General features: G+C 69.1%; 10 protein-coding genes. 5 read left to right on the plus strand and 5 right to left on the minus strand.

Features of this window, described 5'->3' with window-relative positions; all coding sequences use genetic code 11:
* Positions 1 to 46 precede the first annotated feature (46 nt).
* The 5 genes from OIB37_RS36000 to OIB37_RS36020 all read right to left on the minus strand — a co-directional run bounded on the left by OIB37_RS36000 (position 47) and on the right by OIB37_RS36020 (position 6,461).
* Complete coding sequence (locus OIB37_RS36000) at positions 47 to 1,057, minus strand: TniB family NTP-binding protein (protein ID WP_330461738.1); 1,011 nt, start codon at positions 1,055 to 1,057, stop codon at positions 47 to 49.
* 41 nt (positions 1,058 to 1,098) lie between these two features.
* Entirely contained in the window at positions 1,099 to 3,267 is a 2,169-nt protein-coding gene (locus OIB37_RS36005; RefSeq protein WP_330455446.1) for a transposase, read from the minus strand.
* Positions 3,264 to 4,247 (minus strand): TnsA-like heteromeric transposase endonuclease subunit, encoded by a 984-nt coding sequence (locus OIB37_RS36010; protein WP_330455445.1) that lies wholly within the window; start codon positions 4,245 to 4,247, stop codon positions 3,264 to 3,266. The genes OIB37_RS36005 and OIB37_RS36010 overlap by 4 nt, the downstream gene beginning before the upstream one ends.
* Before the next feature lie 134 nt (positions 4,248 to 4,381).
* Complete coding sequence (locus tag OIB37_RS36015; RefSeq protein ID WP_330455444.1) at positions 4,382 to 5,605, minus strand: hypothetical protein; 1,224 nt, start codon at positions 5,603 to 5,605, stop codon at positions 4,382 to 4,384.
* Between the two features lie 301 nt (positions 5,606 to 5,906).
* Positions 5,907 to 6,461, minus strand: coding sequence for a GNAT family N-acetyltransferase (locus OIB37_RS36020; protein ID WP_079155150.1), 555 nt, complete (start codon positions 6,459 to 6,461; stop codon positions 5,907 to 5,909).
* 433 nt (positions 6,462 to 6,894) lie between these two features.
* On the opposite strand from OIB37_RS36020, the gene OIB37_RS36025 reads away from it, so the two are divergent.
* The 5 genes from OIB37_RS36025 to OIB37_RS36045 all read left to right on the plus strand — a co-directional run bounded on the left by OIB37_RS36025 (position 6,895) and on the right by OIB37_RS36045 (position 16,368).
* A complete protein-coding gene (locus OIB37_RS36025) occupies positions 6,895 to 7,830 on the plus strand; it encodes a hypothetical protein (RefSeq protein WP_330455443.1) in 936 nt (311 codons plus the stop codon).
* An 870-nt stretch (positions 7,831 to 8,700) separates the two neighbouring features.
* Complete coding sequence (locus tag OIB37_RS36030; protein WP_330455442.1) at positions 8,701 to 11,460, plus strand: serine/threonine-protein kinase; 2,760 nt, start codon at positions 8,701 to 8,703, stop codon at positions 11,458 to 11,460.
* A gap of 54 nt (positions 11,461 to 11,514) precedes the next feature.
* Positions 11,515 to 12,195, plus strand: coding sequence for a hypothetical protein (locus OIB37_RS36035; RefSeq protein ID WP_070390092.1), 681 nt, complete (start codon positions 11,515 to 11,517; stop codon positions 12,193 to 12,195).
* The gene (locus tag OIB37_RS36040; RefSeq protein WP_330455441.1) at positions 12,192 to 14,279 is read left to right on the plus strand and encodes an ATP-binding protein; all 2,088 of its coding nucleotides are present in this window, start codon (positions 12,192 to 12,194) and stop codon (positions 14,277 to 14,279) included. Before OIB37_RS36035 ends, OIB37_RS36040 begins: the two co-directional genes overlap by 4 nt.
* Before the next feature lie 124 nt (positions 14,280 to 14,403).
* Positions 14,404 to 16,368, plus strand: coding sequence for a hypothetical protein (locus tag OIB37_RS36045; RefSeq protein WP_330455440.1), 1,965 nt, complete (start codon positions 14,404 to 14,406; stop codon positions 16,366 to 16,368).
* Positions 16,369 to 16,404 lie beyond the last annotated feature (36 nt).

The raw sequence follows: 16,404 nt of genomic DNA on the forward strand, positions 1-16,404 counted from the left end.
GTTCCATCAAAGGGCTGGTGGTCTTCTTCACCGCTGGTCCGCCTCGTCAGGAACCAGTGCCGTTGTTGCGGGGGCGCGGGAGGCGTTTTCGGGGCGGGCGGGCTTGCTGCTCCGCGCGGATGTCGAGCTGGATGCCGGCCAGGAGCCGTTTGGTGATCTTTTCGCTGCCGTCGAGGAGAGCGGTGAGGGCGGCTTCACGGATGAGGTGGGAGAGGCTTCCCATGACTCCGCCGGTGCGCTGGTGGAGGTAGTCGGCGTGCCGGGCCAGAGTGCCCCCAGTGTGGCGGCGCAGGTGCAGGGCGTTTTCCATGTCGGTGACCAGGTCCAACCAGACGGCGCGCTGTTCGGCGGTGCCGCAGGACAGGGCGGTGTTGCGGACCAAGGTGAAGCGGCCTGCCAACTGTGCGCCGCGCGGCCCGTTCAGCAGGGGGGATGCCTCGACGTCGACGCCTGCGTAGACGAAGGTCGCCGGAATCCTCTCGCCTAGGTGCTTCATCTGGTCGGAGGTCTCCGCGCCGGCCCGGGTGCGGGTGTCGAGCAGATGGACATCGTCGACGAGGACCAGCGCGGTGCCCAGCTGGCACAGCAGGTGGCAGACGGCGTCGGTGATCTGCGCCTGGTTCATCCGGGCCGCGATGGGGATGCCGAGGAACCGGGCGAACTCCGATACCAGCATCTTGGGAGTGGAGGCGGGCGGCACCGCCAGGAACACCACGGGCAGGCGGTCGGTGCGGCCGGGGTGGCGGCGCTGCTCGGCGAGTTCGAAGGTACGGCCCATTTCCAGCAGGGTGGTGGTCTTGCCGGTGGTGGGCGGCCCGGACACGATCAGCCCGCGGCGCGCGGTGCCCTGTTGGCGGCGGTTGAGGAGCATAAGCCGCCGCACCGACAGCGAGATGCGCTCCATCGCCGGGGTGGTCAGGACGACGAACCGGGAGTGGTAGTCCAGGCGTTCCTTAAGCGACCAGTCCTCGTCCCCGGTGGGCGGGGGCTTCAGCGGGGGAGTGCCGACGAACTGCTGCCAGCCCTCCCGCGTGGTCGGCGGCGCATAGGCCGCCATCTGCTGCTCCTCGTCCGGGACGGGACCGGCCTCGGGGACTGCTACCACTGGGTTGCCTCCTGGCGGGCATCGTAGATCCGCGACGGGCGGGGGACTGCGGCCCGCCCGGATGGGTGTTCGTCTCCGGCGGGGTCATCGCCTGCATCGTCTGATGTGCCGAGCGGGTCTTCGTCCTCGTCCCAGCCGTCCTCGAACTCTTCGTCGTCGGGCGCATCCAGGCTTGCTGGGGTGAAGGCGCCGACCAGGCCATAGGAGAGGGTCGGGGCCATGAGGGGGGCGGGCGGCTCCTGCTGGTTTGGGGCGGGCCCGGCGAGGGAGGCTGCAGCGCTGGCGCGTGCCGCGACGGTCCGCTCGCGGCGGGTGCCTTCCCCGTTACCGGCCCGCCGCAGGAGACGGTCCAAGGCCTGGGCGAGCTGTTGCTCGTGCTCGTCGCGGTCGCCGCGGCGCTCGACGGTCGCGCGGATGTGCCGCCAGGTGAAGTCGGTGAAGGGCAGGCTTACTCGCTCCTTGTGGATCCAGGGCACCTCCTCCCACCCGCCAGGCAGCCGCACCCAAATCTGCTGGGGGTCATAAGGGTTGTGGTGCACCTCCCACATTCCGTCCGGGGCCGTCGACTGGAACCCGCGGTGCGGGTTGAGGACCTCATGGTCGTAGGTGCGATAGTCGAAGCGGATGCCGTAATCGTTGATGCCCACCCGCTTGACCGGCATGAGCTCGACATAGTCGTCTTCGCTGAGCAGCACCGGCACATAGCCGGTCACGCCGACCAGCGCGGCCCACATCTCGTTCGGCGACACCGCGAGCTTCGGGGCCAGAGGATGTCGCAGGGATGCGTGCCGACGGTGCTGCCAGTCCGCGACCAGCCACTCCTCCAGCAGATCCTGCACCTGCGGCAGCGTCCAGCACGCCTCGTCCTCGACGTGAGAGCCGCGCTGAGTGACGTCGGAGCCGGTGTAACCGGCCACGTACTGGGAGAACCGGTCGCCGATGGTGCGGAACATCCGCTCGACATTTCCCTTGGCCGGGCCGTTGGCCGGAGGCGCCGGCTGCACCGACACCCCCAAGCTGTCGCACGCCGCGACGAACGAGGCGGAGACGAACACCCGGCCCTGGTCGACGACCACCGTCTCCGGCATGATCACCGGACGGGCCGCCGCCCCCTCCAGCCGCGCGTCCAGAGACACCAGCCGCTCGTAGGGGATGACCGACCGCGATATCGCCAGCGCCTCTTCCCACCCAGGGCGCATCCGCATGGGCGTCACCATCTGCGCCAGCAGAATCGCCGCGTCCACCGACCCTGTGCCCATCGGCCGCAGAACGGTCGCACAGATACTGCGCGTCGCCACATCCAGCGCGATGGTCAACTCGGCCTTACCCACCACCCCGTCGGTCAGGACCACCATCACGTCCAAAGGCGTGCTGTCCAGCATCACCAGCTCACCGGGCCGCAACGCCACCGTCGGGGTGAACGGAGGAGCCGGCCGTGAGGAATGACGGCGCCGCTGCGCCGCGGTTCCCAGCAGCCCCTGACGGTCTGCGAGGGCGTGCACCAGCCGGTTGAACGTCGAGGCAGGCGGTACCTTCACCGCCCCCGCGCCGTGGGCGTCCTCCAGGATCCAGCCGACGGTGCGCCGCAGCCGGCTCAGCGTCCCGGTCGACCGCTCCCGCTGAGCCTGGAGTGCCTGCTCGATCGCGGCGACCACTCGCTCGTCCGCGCGCCCCACCGGCGAGCGCCGCCGGGCAGCCCGGCCGTCCACCAACCCCCACAGGCCCTGCTCCCGGTAGCGAGCCCGCATCCGCCGCACCGTCACCGCACTGGCCGGCTGCCCGGCCGCCGTCAGCTCGGCGGCCTTGGCCTCCTCCCGCTCCGCCATGCTGCGCAGGGCCGGATCGAACTCGGCCCGCGGCACCTGGTCCTGTCCCGGAACGGGGTACCCGGTCTCCACCTCGCGCACGTGCCGCTCCCAGGCGTACGCTTGCTCGCGCACGTGCTCCGGCAGTTCCTCCAGGAGCCCGAACGGCGGCACGCTGCGCCGCGGGGAGCCCACCACTTCGAAGTCGGGGTCGGCGAAGAGGTAGTTCACCAGGACCGTGGCGACGGAGTTGTCCGCGTCGATAAGCTTTACGGACAGGCCTTCCAGCATGACGACCGTCCAGGTCCGCTTCGCGAAGCGCACCTGAGCTCCGGGCTCCAGTACCGTGCCGCTCATCCCTGCCCCCGCCCTCGGGCAACCGCAGTCACGGTCACCCGCTCGTGCAGGGGCACGCCGAGTGGAGCCGACAAGTCGCCGTGCCACAGTGCGTGGAAGACCACCGGGAAGACCTGGATCGGGTCGCCGAGTTCATGCACCCCCTCGATCAGGGGCCGCGGCCGCCGGAATGCCTCGGCCGCGCGCCTGGCCAGTTTTCCGCCCTTGTAGCGGGGGTGCCGGTACCCGGCCAGCCAGCGCAGATTGGCCGCCAGAACCGGATCCGGGGGCCGCAGAACCCGGTACTGCCACCCCGCCGCCGCGGCGGCAGCCTCCATCACCGCCGCCCGACAGGACAGGCGCGGAGAGATGTCGCCGTGCCCTGCGCAGTCCGCAAGCAGACCCCTGCCGTCCGCGAGCCGGGCCATCAGATGCGGTGAGTGCCGCACCCAGCCCCCGTCACGCTCAGACCAGGCAAGTTCCACCGGGCGGCACGCAACGGCCACGACCGAAGGATCCCAGTCCAGCAGCATCACCTGGGTCCGCATGACCCCGGACCCGTAGTGCACCAGTCGTCCGTTGGTCGCCGACCACCACCACCCCGGCGCCATCCGCTTGCCGTGCCGCACCGGGAACCTCCGCACCGGGACGCACTCCTCCAAGCAGACACCACGCGCGGCCTCCAGCCACAACGTCCTCTGCTCGGTTCCCGCCTGGTCAACGAACCGAGCCTCCAGCCGGTCGCCGATCCCGACCGGTAAATCCGCGGTCGTCTCACCATCCGACAGTTCGCCCGGCAGCCCGGCGAAGTCCCCGGATGCACCAGCCGGCTTTCGGACCGCCACGAGCGGCGACTGGTCACATCCTCCGTCTGCCGGACCGGATACCTGAGTACCTGTCTCCACTGCGGCCCGCGCACCACCCTGCGCTCCCGCGCTCTGCCATGGCGATGCGGGCAAGGCAGTGCTGCCAGCGGCCGGCGGGTGATGCTCGTCGATCATGCGCTCCACTCAAGCGCGCCCACGCGCGCGAACCGCCGAAATCAGCCAACCTCCACAGCGCGCAGCGCCTCGCCTCGCTCCGCCGATGACGTTGCCGACCGGGCGCGCATCCGGCCGCATGATCTTCACCCCGATTACCCGGGGAAGGGCGCTGTACCGGCGGCACGGCGACGACGCGCCCGAAGAGGTCGCAGTTGCTGGGCCACCATGCTCGGCCTGCCGATCCTCCTGGGCGACGAGGAGTATGAACGCGTGGTCCATGCCGCGGCCCGGGCCGTCGCTGTGCCGGCTGTGGCTCCGCCCACGGGGGAGTGAGGGCCCGCTCCGCCAGCCGCGCCGGGACCAGTACGGTCACCGGGCGCGGTAGTACGCAGTGGTGGCGCGCCCGTCCCGGTCGCGGAACAGCCGACGGGCCGCGAACGTACCGCCACCGGGCCGGGCAGCGCGGTCCTCACCGGCGTGGCGTGCGGCCGCAACTCGTTCGGCCAGGGCGCGCAGTTGAACCCGGGCCGAGGCGGGGCGGTGCTCCGCGCGCAGCCACCACGGATCCAGCCCGTACCCTTTGGAGTGCTGCTGTGCTGTCCGCGCCGGATGCGGGTGAACGCGCCCATGCAGTCCAGCAGCGGTCCGGCATGCAGTGGGCCTTCCAGCACCAGCCCACGCTCCGCAGCCTGTTCGCACTTGGCCAGCCAGGGCCGCTCCAGCAGTACTGCGAGTTTGCGGAAGAACGCCCCGTCCGGCCGGAAGGGGCGTACCGGTCCGCCGCGCCCGTGATCGTCCCAGATCCGTTCCTGCACCCCGGGGTCGAGTAGCACGGCGGCGAGGGTGACGGTCTCGGGGAACGTCACCGCGTCGCGGGTGACCACTCGCCACCACCAAAACCGCGGTCCCGCGTCACCTCCGGCGACCGCATGCAGCCGGGCCGGCCAGATCCGCTCCCGCTCCCACCCCAGGGCCTGCTCCCACCACGCACACACCACCGCGTGGGTGAGAGCGAACACCCGCCCCGGATCGGCGCCGGCCGCGGCCGCGGTCCGGGCGACCTTCGGCCAGTCCCGCTGCGCCGCGGCAACCTCCGGGCTCGCCCGCAGGTCGAGGTTGCGGTGCCGGTGCCCGTCCCCGCAGGTCTGCATCCACCTCTGATGGCGGGCACAGACCCGCTGCCACGGTGCCACGTACCGGACCACCACGGTGTCGTGACCGGTGCGCGCCGCCGTGCACAGCCGACAGCCATACGCCACCGGCCCGTACTCTCCGGCCGACGCGACCTTCCACCGTCCTGCCGCTGTGTTCGGCCACGCAGCCTCACCGACCCCGCCCAGTCGGGCCAGCAACTGCCGGCCGACCGGGTTCAGCATCACCTCGGCATCCTCGCGCGGACCGGCCTCGTCCCGCGGCCGCAAACCTGACCAAGTCCACAGCGACAGCAGTGCGCCGCGGTCCAAGCCGTAGCGGCCAGCGATTCGGGACAGGTACGACCACGTCGTCTGCGCGGCGACCAGAGCGACTCGGAGCGCCGATGGGCGTGGCATCCTCAAATATCCGACCACCGGCTACACCGGTAACGGGTTCATGGAATGTGCGGCCACAGCGGACAGCCGCTCGATTCTGAGCGGGGCGGCAACGAGGCTGGATGCGGCGGAGAGGCAGTCCACGGTCTCAGCCCCTCTTGATCTGTTTGTAGAAGAAGAACGCGGGCTGTTCGGCGGTGGGAAGCGCCCACGATCTGCCCAGCAGGTCAGGCAGGGGCTGCCCGTCGGGGAGCACCGTGAAGCCGTGCCGGGTGTAGAACTCGCGGAGCTTCGTGGTCTCCAGATCTCTCGTGGCGTTGCCGAACCAGCTCCGGACACCTCGCAGCCTCAGCCGATCCTCCATTGCCCGGATCAGCATGCCCCCGATGCCCCGTCCCCGAAAGGCGGGCACGACTGCCATGAGGTCCAGTTCGCTGTGCAGGTCCATGACCGGCGCGTACTCCGGTCGCCGCATCATCGTCATGGAGACTGCGACCTGTGACCTGCACGTGAGGGCAGCCCCTGCGAGCTCGCCGGTGCCGGGGTCGCGGTAGCACAGCACCAGTGGCGCGTAGAGGGGATCGTGCTTCACCTTCGGGACCGCAGTGGGGGCGATGTCATGGAACGAACCCTCAAACAGCGCCTGCGCCTCCGCCCGTTGGGCGTCGGTTATCGCCTCAGATATCGCCACTGCAGTGCTCATGCGGCCCCAGAGTAGGGCACCTGCGGTACCTCGCTGGCAATGCAGAACCAACGGCCAAGGCTGTCCGCCGCGCTCGGGCTGAGTACCTGGACGGGAACTAGACACCGAGCCAGATCCTGAAGACGTGCACGAGCGCGTTGCCGAGGTGAAGCCCCGCGCTGTGGGCGAGGCCCTGTCGGAGGCCGCGCCCTACTGGACCGTCATGCGCTCCGCGGCCGTGTTCCGGGCGCTGGGTTGCTCGTCGCGGGCAGGCAGCCCGCCCCCGCCGAATCCGCCGCCCCCGCACACCACCGGCAGACCATCCCCGCACCCCGCCAGGGGCGCGGACGGCAGGGCGGCCACCGTTGACCGGAGCAGCGCCCGCCCTGGACCTTGGTGTCAGTGGTGAGTTCTACGCTTAAGAGCTCTGCACCACTGAGCAAGGAGCCGGCCCATGGCCATCGACTTTGTTGCCCTACATGAGCCGCTTGTGGAGTGGGTCCACGAACAGACGGTCGCGAACTCGACGGAGTACGTGACGATCACTGCCTTCGGCGAACAGCACGGTCTCGATGAGCAGCAGTCCCACCGACTCCTGCTGACGTGCAAAGACTGGGGGCTGCTGAGCGATCGTTACGCCGGGATGGGTGATCCAGCGGCCAATCTGACCCCACGAGGAATGGAATGGGTACAGGAACGCCTACGTCGGCGCGCTGACCCCCGAGCGCGCAGTGCCACTGCACGCAAAGGCCTGCTGACCTGGTTGTGGGAGCAGAAGAACGATGGCGCGGGCTACCCCGTTGTGGAGGGAGTCCTTCAGTCCCCGCACTCGCTCCACGAGGGAGGTCGACTGACGCTGGAGGAGATCGATCGTGCCAGCGCCTACCTCCTCGCCAAGGCATTGATCACAGGAACCGAGACGGGACAAACCGAAGGGCCCGTACGAGCTGAGATTACGGCTGAAGGGCAGGACTGCGTGGAGCACTTTGACGGCGACGTGAGCGCGTACGAGCGTCGAAACAGCACCGGCAACACGACGTTCAACATCGGCGAGAACACGGGCAACATCGCCGCGAACAGCCGTGACTTCACCATGAACGCCACGACCAACAAGGACGGCATCGACCCTGCGGCAGTCGTCATGCTCGCCCGCGCACTGCGTCAGGCCGCGCCTGCCTTGGAACTGCCGGAAGAAGACGCCCTCGAGTTCACCCAGCTCGCCACGCGTCTCGAAACCGAGGCCGCCAACGGCTCTCCCGACCCCAGCAGGCTCCAGCGTTGGGGCGGTTCCATCATCGGCATCCTCAACTCGCCCGTGGTCAGTGGAGCCCTGGGGAGCGTGCTCGCTGCATACACCGGGACGGTGCTTCCGGGCCTGCCTCCCGCGTAAGACCGCAACAAATGACCACGGGGTGTGCCGAAAAAGGAAAGTCATGAGGCCCACCCCGTGGTACTACGCCGCTGCTCACTCCAGTCCAAGGGCACCGACCAGGGGATGTTCCACCGCGGATCAATCTCCCTCAGCGCGGCTGTCGCAGTGAGGCTGGGCGGGCTGGTCGAGCATGAGAAAGCGCGGCTGCAGCTGCGTCGCACGCCGAAGCATGCTGAGGGGCCGACCACAGTGGTCGGCCCCTCAGCATGTGCCCGGGTGCTGCCACGCACACCGGCACCGGAGTGCGTCCAGCTGCTCCGCGGTGAGTTTGCCGCGCAGGCTCTGGTAGCCAGCGCCGAACGGCGTGCGCCAAAGACGCCGGATCCAGCGAAGCGGCGAAGGCTGGCGCCGTGCACGCTGCAGGTACGCAAAGTGTTCGCTTCGGCCGGGCCAGTGGGCGGGCAGAGGCCGAGGGCGCCGGACTCGTGTGAGCGGTCTCTCCGTGCAGGGGGCCTCGCGGTGCGGCGCGCGGGTGTGCGACGGTGGGGAGACAACGAGACCGACCGGCACCTCGGGGCGCTGGTCTTTTAGGGGAGTCGGGCGTTGCCCCCATCCCGGGCACCCGGCCCCCTTCCATCGTCGTCCACCCTCTTGTCCGGGGTGCTCGACAACCCCCGGAAGGGGGCGCCCCAGCTGAACGCCATCACCACCCTCAACGGGACGACCGCGACCATCACGGTGCGCGGCGACATCGAAGGGCCTGGATCGCGTAACCCGCGGAACGGCCGCCTGGCTTGCTGCCTATTGTCAGCTAATTTCAGGCGGCTGAGCCGTCCCGGGCCATAGGCTCACGGGCTAGTGCCGGTGGTTTGCGCGGATGCGTGGACCATGCTCGGGGACGAGGGGGGAATCAGCCGGGTGGAAGAGCGGGAGCGTGGGCTGCTGGGGGTGTACGGCCGGTGGCGCAAGGGGGAGTCGGACGAGGATCCTGCGCAGCTGCTCATCGATATCGTCGCGACGCTGCTGGTCCAGTCCGTGTCGTTGGACTCCATACAGACCTATGAGCTCGGCGACGTCCCTGCGCTGGCGTACGAGTTCGAGGGGCGGGACTACCTCCTTCTCCTGGCGGGGCATGAAGAGTCGTCTTCTTGGGGCTGGGCGATCCTCACGGCCGAGGGCCGCATGGTCCGCGGCGAACAGTGGGCGGTGCTCTACTGGCCGGCCGATCAGGCGGACGACGAACTCGTACGCAAGGCAGCCGGGCTCGGGGGAGCCGTCCTCGATCGGACTCACCTGGATGCGGCCGCGGCTGGGGTGTGTGCACTGACCGAGCTGGTCCGCCGCGCCGTGCGCCGGCAGGAGTTCTACCTGCCGCTGGCCGAACTGCTTGGCGTGGGGAAGGCGGCGCCGACGCCCGAGGCGATGGTTGTGCCGGCACGCCTGACGTCTCCTGTGGCCGTGGAGACGCGGACGTGGGCTGGGACGACGGCGGAGGTGCTGCTGATCGGACCAACGCGCCCTGACCGGCCCACGGGGCTGGCGTGCCTACCCCAGGGCCGTGTCCTCATCACCTGCGCTGACGGGCTGCTCGAGGTCGACACGGCCAGCGGCCAGGCCCACTGGCACCTCATGCTGCCCGGTTGCCATGGCGCTGCGTTGGTGTGCCGGGATGGCGGCGTCCTGGTGCTGCGCGGCTCCTCACTCATCCGCTGGCATGAAGGCCGTCTTCACGCCGTCGCCGGAGACTTCGACGACAGCTCCGTGCTGCTGGCCGGACCGGACGGTGAGCCGTGGGTCCTGTCGGGCTCTGGTGTCACGTTCGGTGTCGGTGAAGGGGACCTTGCGCTGGTGCGCGCCGGGGACACGGTCGGGGGCCAGATGCCCTATCCGATCCATTTCCCTGGCGCAGTGCGCTCGGCGGTCTGGCTGGAGCGGCGTCGGTTCTTCCTCGCCGCCTCGGGACACAGCACGGTCATGGACCTGGCTCGCTCTACGGACGCGGGCCAGCGCGAGGACTGGATCCGCACCCCCGTGCACTTCCCGGCCCATGTGCTGCGCGCCGACGCCACCAGCGTCCTGAGCGCCTCACCCGACGGCACCGGCACCGGGATCGCCGTGCACCGCACCGACGTCGTTAGCCGTACCAGCGAACCCATAGTCGAAGCCCGGCTCGGCGAACTCTTCGGCTTCGCCCAGGCCCCAGACAGCAGCCCTGCCTACCTGCTGGCCTCGCTGCCCTCCAACGACCACACGCAAATCCGCCCCGTTCTGCTACGGCTCACCGGAAACCGCCCCGCGGCTCCCCGCTCGGCACCCGCACCGACGGCGTACCGCTATGACGTGGTGAGCCAGACGGCGCGCGGCGAGCGCGGGGACTACGCGCTGGAGCCTCGCCCCCTGGACCCGCCCGGGGGGCAGGCCGAGGTGTTCCCGGCCACGCACAAGCCCTCGGGGACGGTCGTGGCCTTCAAGCGCCGCTCGGGCTGGCGGGAGCGTGGCCAGCGGCGCATGCGCCGCGAGGTGGAGGCAGCCCAGCGGTTCGGCGACAACCCGCACGTCATGCCGGTCCTCGACTTCCACCCCGGCTACGCGTGGTTCGTCATGCCGAAGGCCGAGGCCACCGTAGAGGACAAGCGGACCGAACTGCAGGACCCGGACAGGCTGCGGCCCCTGGTTGAGGCCGTTGCCGCAGGCCTCGCCGACGCGCACCGCGAGGACTGGATCCACCGGGACATCAAACCCGCCAACATCCTGCTCCTAGAGGGCCGCTGGGTGGTCGCGGACTGGGGCATTGTGCGCCGCCCCCGCGGGCAGACCAGCACCGCCGGCCTGCTGACCACGACCGCCATCGGCACCGAGGGGTTCGCCGCGCCGGAGCAGTTCCTCGACGGTCACGACGTGTCCCCCGCCAGCGACATCTACAGCCTCGGGCAGCTCATCGGCTGGATTCTCACCGGGATCTGGCCGCAAGCCAATGTGCCCCTCCTTCCCGATCCGGGCCCGTGGTACGGCGTTGTACGCCAGGCCACCCAGCTAGATCCCGCCCGCCGCCCTCAGGACATGGCCGCTTTCCTCGGCCTGGTCGAACGCGAGACAGGGGCCAGCAGCGAGCTGCCCATCGTGCGCGCCCGGCGACTGCTGGAGGACGCCGACCAGAACGACACCGCTGCGGCCGCCCAGCTGCTCGCTCTCGCCGCCGATCAGCCCGGCTCCTCCGAGCTGTACCTGGACGTGATCACCAGACTGAACGTGCCGACGGTCAAGGGAGCGCTGCTCGACAACCCGACCCAGACGGCCACCGTGGTCCACGCCCTCACCCAACATGCGGCTGCCCACGACTGGCCCAGCAGGGAGGAGGCCGACCGGGCCCTGTGGTGGCTGCTTGATGTCGCCCGCCTGGCAGGATGCGAGAAGCAGTGGGCGCTGCTCGACATAGCCGTTCAGGGCATGTGCGACTGGGACGGCCGCTTCGACCGGTGGAGTCCACGAGACGACATCAAGGACTGGATGCGTGAACTCACTGGTCACGCCGCCAGCATCGTTGCCTCCGCGCTTCGCGCCCAACCGGCGGGAGCACGACTCCTCTGTGAACTTGCCGAAGACCGGCGAGTCGACCAGGCCATCCGAAGCGCTGTGTACAGACACTGAGCGGCCTGTGCAGAGGCATTGATCAACCACACCCCGGGTCCTTACGGTATGTGAGTGGATGATGACGAGGGGGATCGCTTCTCCGACGCCATGCGGCTGCTGCTGCTCATTGCAGCAGTGTGCGATCCGTTGCGCGAAACGGAGCAGCAGGCAGCGCCGAAGGATGCGGTCGCTGTGCTGCGCGCTGAGGGCCGGCTGCAGAAGCTCGACTTCTGGCTTCGGAACCCGGACTATCTGGCCGATGAGCTTCTCAACGACTACGAGCGTGAGCGTGAGAAGGAAGCCATCAACCTGGAGTTGGCCGGCAGCATCCTGGATTCGGACGAGCCGGAGATCTGTGCCATCCCGATGCTGCGCTACCTGTTCGGGGCGTTCGAGTACATCGATCAGGCGATGAGCGTCCTGGCCGCCCCGCGGCTGGTGGTGGTCGTGCCGCGGCGCACCGCCGCGCGGGTGCTGCAGGACAACTACTACCTCACGGCCCAGGGCCGCGAGGTGGCCGAGCGGGCGACGGAGCAGTTCCCGGTTCTGGCCTGGTACACCGAGCGCGCCCGCCTCGTCCGGGCGCTCGCCGAGGCCACCGGGCATTCCGCACTGGCGCTGCGCAAGCGGCAGTACCTGCAGCGCGACTACGCCCAGACCCCGCTGAACGAGTTCATACCGTCGATTGCCGACCGGGCCCGCGCGCGCCTGGCCCGGCTACGCGCCGAAGCACAGCAGGGGGACGCCGCGTGACCACAGAGCCTTTGCCCGTGCCGTCCGAGGGTGAGCTGTACGAGCAGATCGCCGCTCGGCTGCCGTCCGCTGACGCGGAGAGGGTCCGCCACGCTCTGTCTGCCCACGGCATCCAGCTGACCAGCCCGCTGCCCGCGCGCCGGCAGCTCGTCGTGCATCGGCTGTACTGCGAGGGCACCAAGACCGGTACGGACGACAACGACGGCGACTTCACCGTCGACATGACGCTGGGGCCGGGGCCGTGGGCGATCGCCAGCACCCTGAACAATGCCGGCAAGTCGAGCCTTCTGTGGGCGCTGAGCTACGCCCTGCGTGGGGATGGCTTCGAAGCCTTCCGCCGGTCGGAGACAGTGGACTGGTTCTCCTACATCCGCGCGGATATTGAGGTCGCTGGCGTCGCCGCCTCCATACGCCTCACCTTCGACAAATCCGAGCGCCCCAGCTGCCGGCTCCTGAGCGCCGACACCCTTGAGCACCTCACAACCCTCGACGGCTCCCAGGAGAGCGGTCCAGGCGTACGCGTGGCGGCCACTGCGGAGCCCGGCGGCGTCAAGGAGCTCATCGACCGTTTCATGCTCGACCGCTTGGGCCTTCGGCCACTGTCCCTGTGGGCGGCCGAGGCAGGCGCGCCGAAGGACGCCGACGGCAACCGCGACAGCGCGGAACAGGTGCACGGCTGGGCAAGCTACTTCTATGCCATTGCGCTGAACGCAGGGAACTCCAGCATCCTGCTGGGCCCGACGTCGTACAACCAGCTCCCCGTGAAGCTGATGCAGCTCTTCCTCGACGTCCCCTACGCGTCCGAGCTGACCCAGATCAACACGGCCCGCAAGAAGGACACCCAGGAGAACAACCGCGTTCAGCGGCGGGCACGCGAGGACACCAGGGCCCGCGAGCAGCAGACCGAGCCGCTGCGCCAGGCACTCAGGGCTGCCGAGGAGAAGGTGGCGACCTTGGAAGCGGGCCAGCCGGACCTGACTGGCTTGCTCGCCGACGTCGATGCCGCCGCACGACGACTCGCCCACGACCAGGCGGCTCACCAGGAGGCTGAAGAAAGCCACGCCCTCACGCGCAAAGCCCGTCTCAAGGACGAACGAGCCGTCCGCCGGGCCCAGCAAAGCCGTGCGGCCCGAGCCCTTCTGGGAGCGCTCGAGCCGGAGGCCTGCCCGCGCTGCGACCACGAGATTGATGACGCCCGGCGTACCGCGGAAGAGAGTGAACACCGGTGCTCGGTGTGCGCGAGCCCTCTGCCGGAGGTGGAGGACGACCCAGAGGCGCGGGCAGCGCTGCTAAGCCGACTGGAGGATCGGGTGAATGCCTCCCGCACGGCTGAAGAGACAGCCCGGCTGGCTGTCGAGGCGGCTGTCGCCGCCTGCGACAACAGCCGTGCGGCGTACGGCCTGGTGAACGCCCGCCTTACTGCGGCACGTTCCGGCAACTGGTACACCCGCCTCGAATCCGCCCGGCAGGACGTCTACCAGCTACGCGGCGCTCTGGCAGTCGCCACCGGCAACGGGACCGGACTGCCGGAGGTGGTCGGTGACTACGTCACCGCAACGACGAGCCCGTCGGACACCGAGGACGACTCCGACGACAGCGACGCCGTCTTGGAGGCGGCCGCCGAGGTGTTGTCGACTGTGGTCGCCGACCACAGCAAGGCCCTGTTCGCCGACCTGAACCGTGAGATCGTCGCCATCGCCCACGACCTGGGTGTCGCCAACCTGACCAGCGTCGACCTCAACCTGGCGGGACACCTCAACGCCCGCAAGACCGGCAAAAAGCACCCCTTCAAAGCATTCAGCCCTACCGATCGCCTGCGCATGCGCATCGCGGCCATCGTCGGCATGATCAAAGTCGGCCGCAAACGGGGCATCATGTCCCACCCCGGTCTGCTGCTCATCGACGCACCCACAGCCGAGGAGCTCGCCCCCGAGAACGCCCGCCAGTGCATCAAGACCCTCTACGAGACCGCTGAAGACGACCCGGGCATCCAGATCGTGATCACGTCGATCGACGACGCGGTTTGGGAGTTCTACCCCGAGGACCGTACCGTGACCGGTCCTGACAAACGCCATCTCTTCTAGGCCAGGCCACCAGGACTATCCAGCAACGACGGGGGAGGCGGAGGGCATCGTGCACGTCATCGACGAGCGCCTGGCCCAGTGGGCCGCGCACGCCTCCCGCCCCCAGCTGCGCGCCGGCCCGACAGTGGAGGACCTCGGAGGTCTCGACGCCGTTCTCACCGCCGCGGACCACCTCGCTCAGGGCCCCTTCCTGGCCCACCTCATCCAGGCGACCGCGCACCACCTCGACACCTTCGGTTCCGAAGCCTGCAAGCCGCTGTACGACGCCGTCCTCGACGGCCTGCGGACCAACAACAACCACGCGGCCTTCGCCAGCGCCACCGACGCCCTCGCCAGCCGCCCGGCCCTGGCACGTGAACTCGGCACTCCACTGACCCGCGCGCTGCTCGCCCGTCTCCAACAAGCCCAGGACGCCAGCGACGACCTCGCCGCGGCCCTCATAGGGGTGGAAGCCGCGGACTGTCTCGTCCAGCTCACCCTGGCCGGCGTCACCAAGGCCGCTCGTCTCCTCGGCGCCATGGACGAAGCAACCGAGGACCCGGCTGCACTTCCCGAGGCCATGGCCACCCGCCTGCCGCGCCTCCTCGGCGTCCTCGACGCCCACCATCCAGGCGCCGGCCTTCGGGAGGCCCTCGAACGCTGCCTGATGCTCGACCACACCTGCCGGGACGCAGCCTTCGAACTCGCCCTGGGCGACCTGCGCCAGGCTCTGGAACAAGACCAGTACGCGCCCATGACCGAACAACTCCGCAACACCCAGGATCGGCTGGCCGAACTGATCACTCTCGACCCCCACCGCCTGGACGCCCAGCTCTACCACGCCGCCATCGAAGCCGTCCTCGGCCTGTCCGCCCCTGACGCCCCCGCACGCGTCCGCACCGCCGCATCCACCCTGCGCGACGTCCTCCACCGCTACCGGAGCTATCGCTACCGCACCCGCACCCCGGCCTGGGCACGACCACGCCAGAACGACGTGCTCGCCTGGTCGGAACTCACCGTCCTACTCGACGGTGCCGCCGCACACCTCGCCCACGATGACCCCTGGTACGAAGGCGGCCACGGCATCCTCACCGCGCTGCTCCGCGCGTACACCGCGCACAACACGGTCGCCGTCCTTACAGACAGCCCGGCGGCCGCCGCCGTGGAAACCTTGGTGGCGCCCGTCATCGAAGATGCCTTCCTCCAGCACGAGCACCGGCAACGATTCCTCCAGCACGCCCTGGCCCACGACGAAGAGATCCGCGACGATCCCGCGGCCCAGCAACTTCATGCTGCCCTCCTCCACCGCACCGCGACTAGCGCAGGATCCCATGATCAGCAGGCGGGTGATCAGGGAAAAGCACGGCGCTGGCAACAGCTGGCACACCAACTGAAAGACGACTTCGCTGCGTTCGTTGACCAGACACCCGAGCATGTCCTCGACCGTCTGGAGCTCAGCCTCCGCACCCACGAAGACGTCCTCGCGGCCATCGCCGACCCCAAGTACGGTCGCCTCAAGGCGCAACTACTCAAACAGCTGGAAAGCTCCCGTGACTGGCTTTCCGGCATCGCCGACGAGTTCACCGCCCTTCTGGACACCACGATCCGCTTCGCCTACCAGTGCTACGACATCGGCCGGAAGATGGGCGGCTCCTATACCGAGTACCTCCGCAGACGAGACAAGGACGGCAAGAAGCAGAAGGTGGACGAGGCTCTCTTCCATCAGCACTACCGGGAAGTACTCGCGTTCTCCGCCCTCTTCAACATCGTCAGCGCAGAAGTCATCGACAAAGGCGGCGGCCGCGCCGACATCATCGTTTCCTTCGGATCCGTCCAGTTCAACGTCGAATGCAAGATCGAAGAAGACGACGCCAGTGAGGCCGGCCTACGTCAGTACGTCGCGCAAGCAGCCGAATACCAGAACACCAACGCCGCCTTTGCCATCCTCCTTGCCCTCGATAAGACAGTCGGCGCCGAAGGCGCCGCCAACCTCTTCGACAGCATCTGGATCGAGCCTGTCCAACGCGCCGACGAACGCGAACCCTGCCACGTCGTGATCATCCGTGTCCCAGGAGGACGCGATAACCCCAACCTGCTACGCCCAGCATGACCACTCGTCGCTGACCTTGCTACGGCTGGTCGACCG

It is taken from the genome of Streptomyces sp. NBC_00820, assembly GCF_036347055.1.
GTDB lineage: Bacteria > Actinomycetota > Actinomycetes > Streptomycetales > Streptomycetaceae > Streptomyces.

Bases quoted from the DNA above. Each gene is read 5' to 3' on its own strand.
- OIB37_RS36030 (WP_330455442.1), top strand. From the start codon at position 8,701: ATGCTCGGGGACGAGGGGGGAATCAGCCGGGTGGAAGAGCGGGAGCGT.
- OIB37_RS36005 (WP_330455446.1), bottom strand. From the start codon at position 3,267: ATGAGCGGCACGGTACTGGAGCCCGGAGCTCAGGTGCGCTTCGCGAAG.
- OIB37_RS36000 (WP_330461738.1), bottom strand. From the start codon at position 1,057: ATGGCGGCCTATGCGCCGCCGACCACGCGGGAGGGCTGGCAGCAGTTC.
- OIB37_RS36025 (WP_330455443.1), top strand. From the start codon at position 6,895: ATGGCCATCGACTTTGTTGCCCTACATGAGCCGCTTGTGGAGTGGGTC.
- OIB37_RS36010 (WP_330455445.1), bottom strand. From the start codon at position 4,247: ATGATCGACGAGCATCACCCGCCGGCCGCTGGCAGCACTGCCTTGCCC.
- OIB37_RS36015 (WP_330455444.1), bottom strand. From the start codon at position 5,605: ATGCTGAACCCGGTCGGCCGGCAGTTGCTGGCCCGACTGGGCGGGGTC.
- OIB37_RS36020 (WP_079155150.1), bottom strand. From the start codon at position 6,461: ATGAGCACTGCAGTGGCGATATCTGAGGCGATAACCGACGCCCAACGG.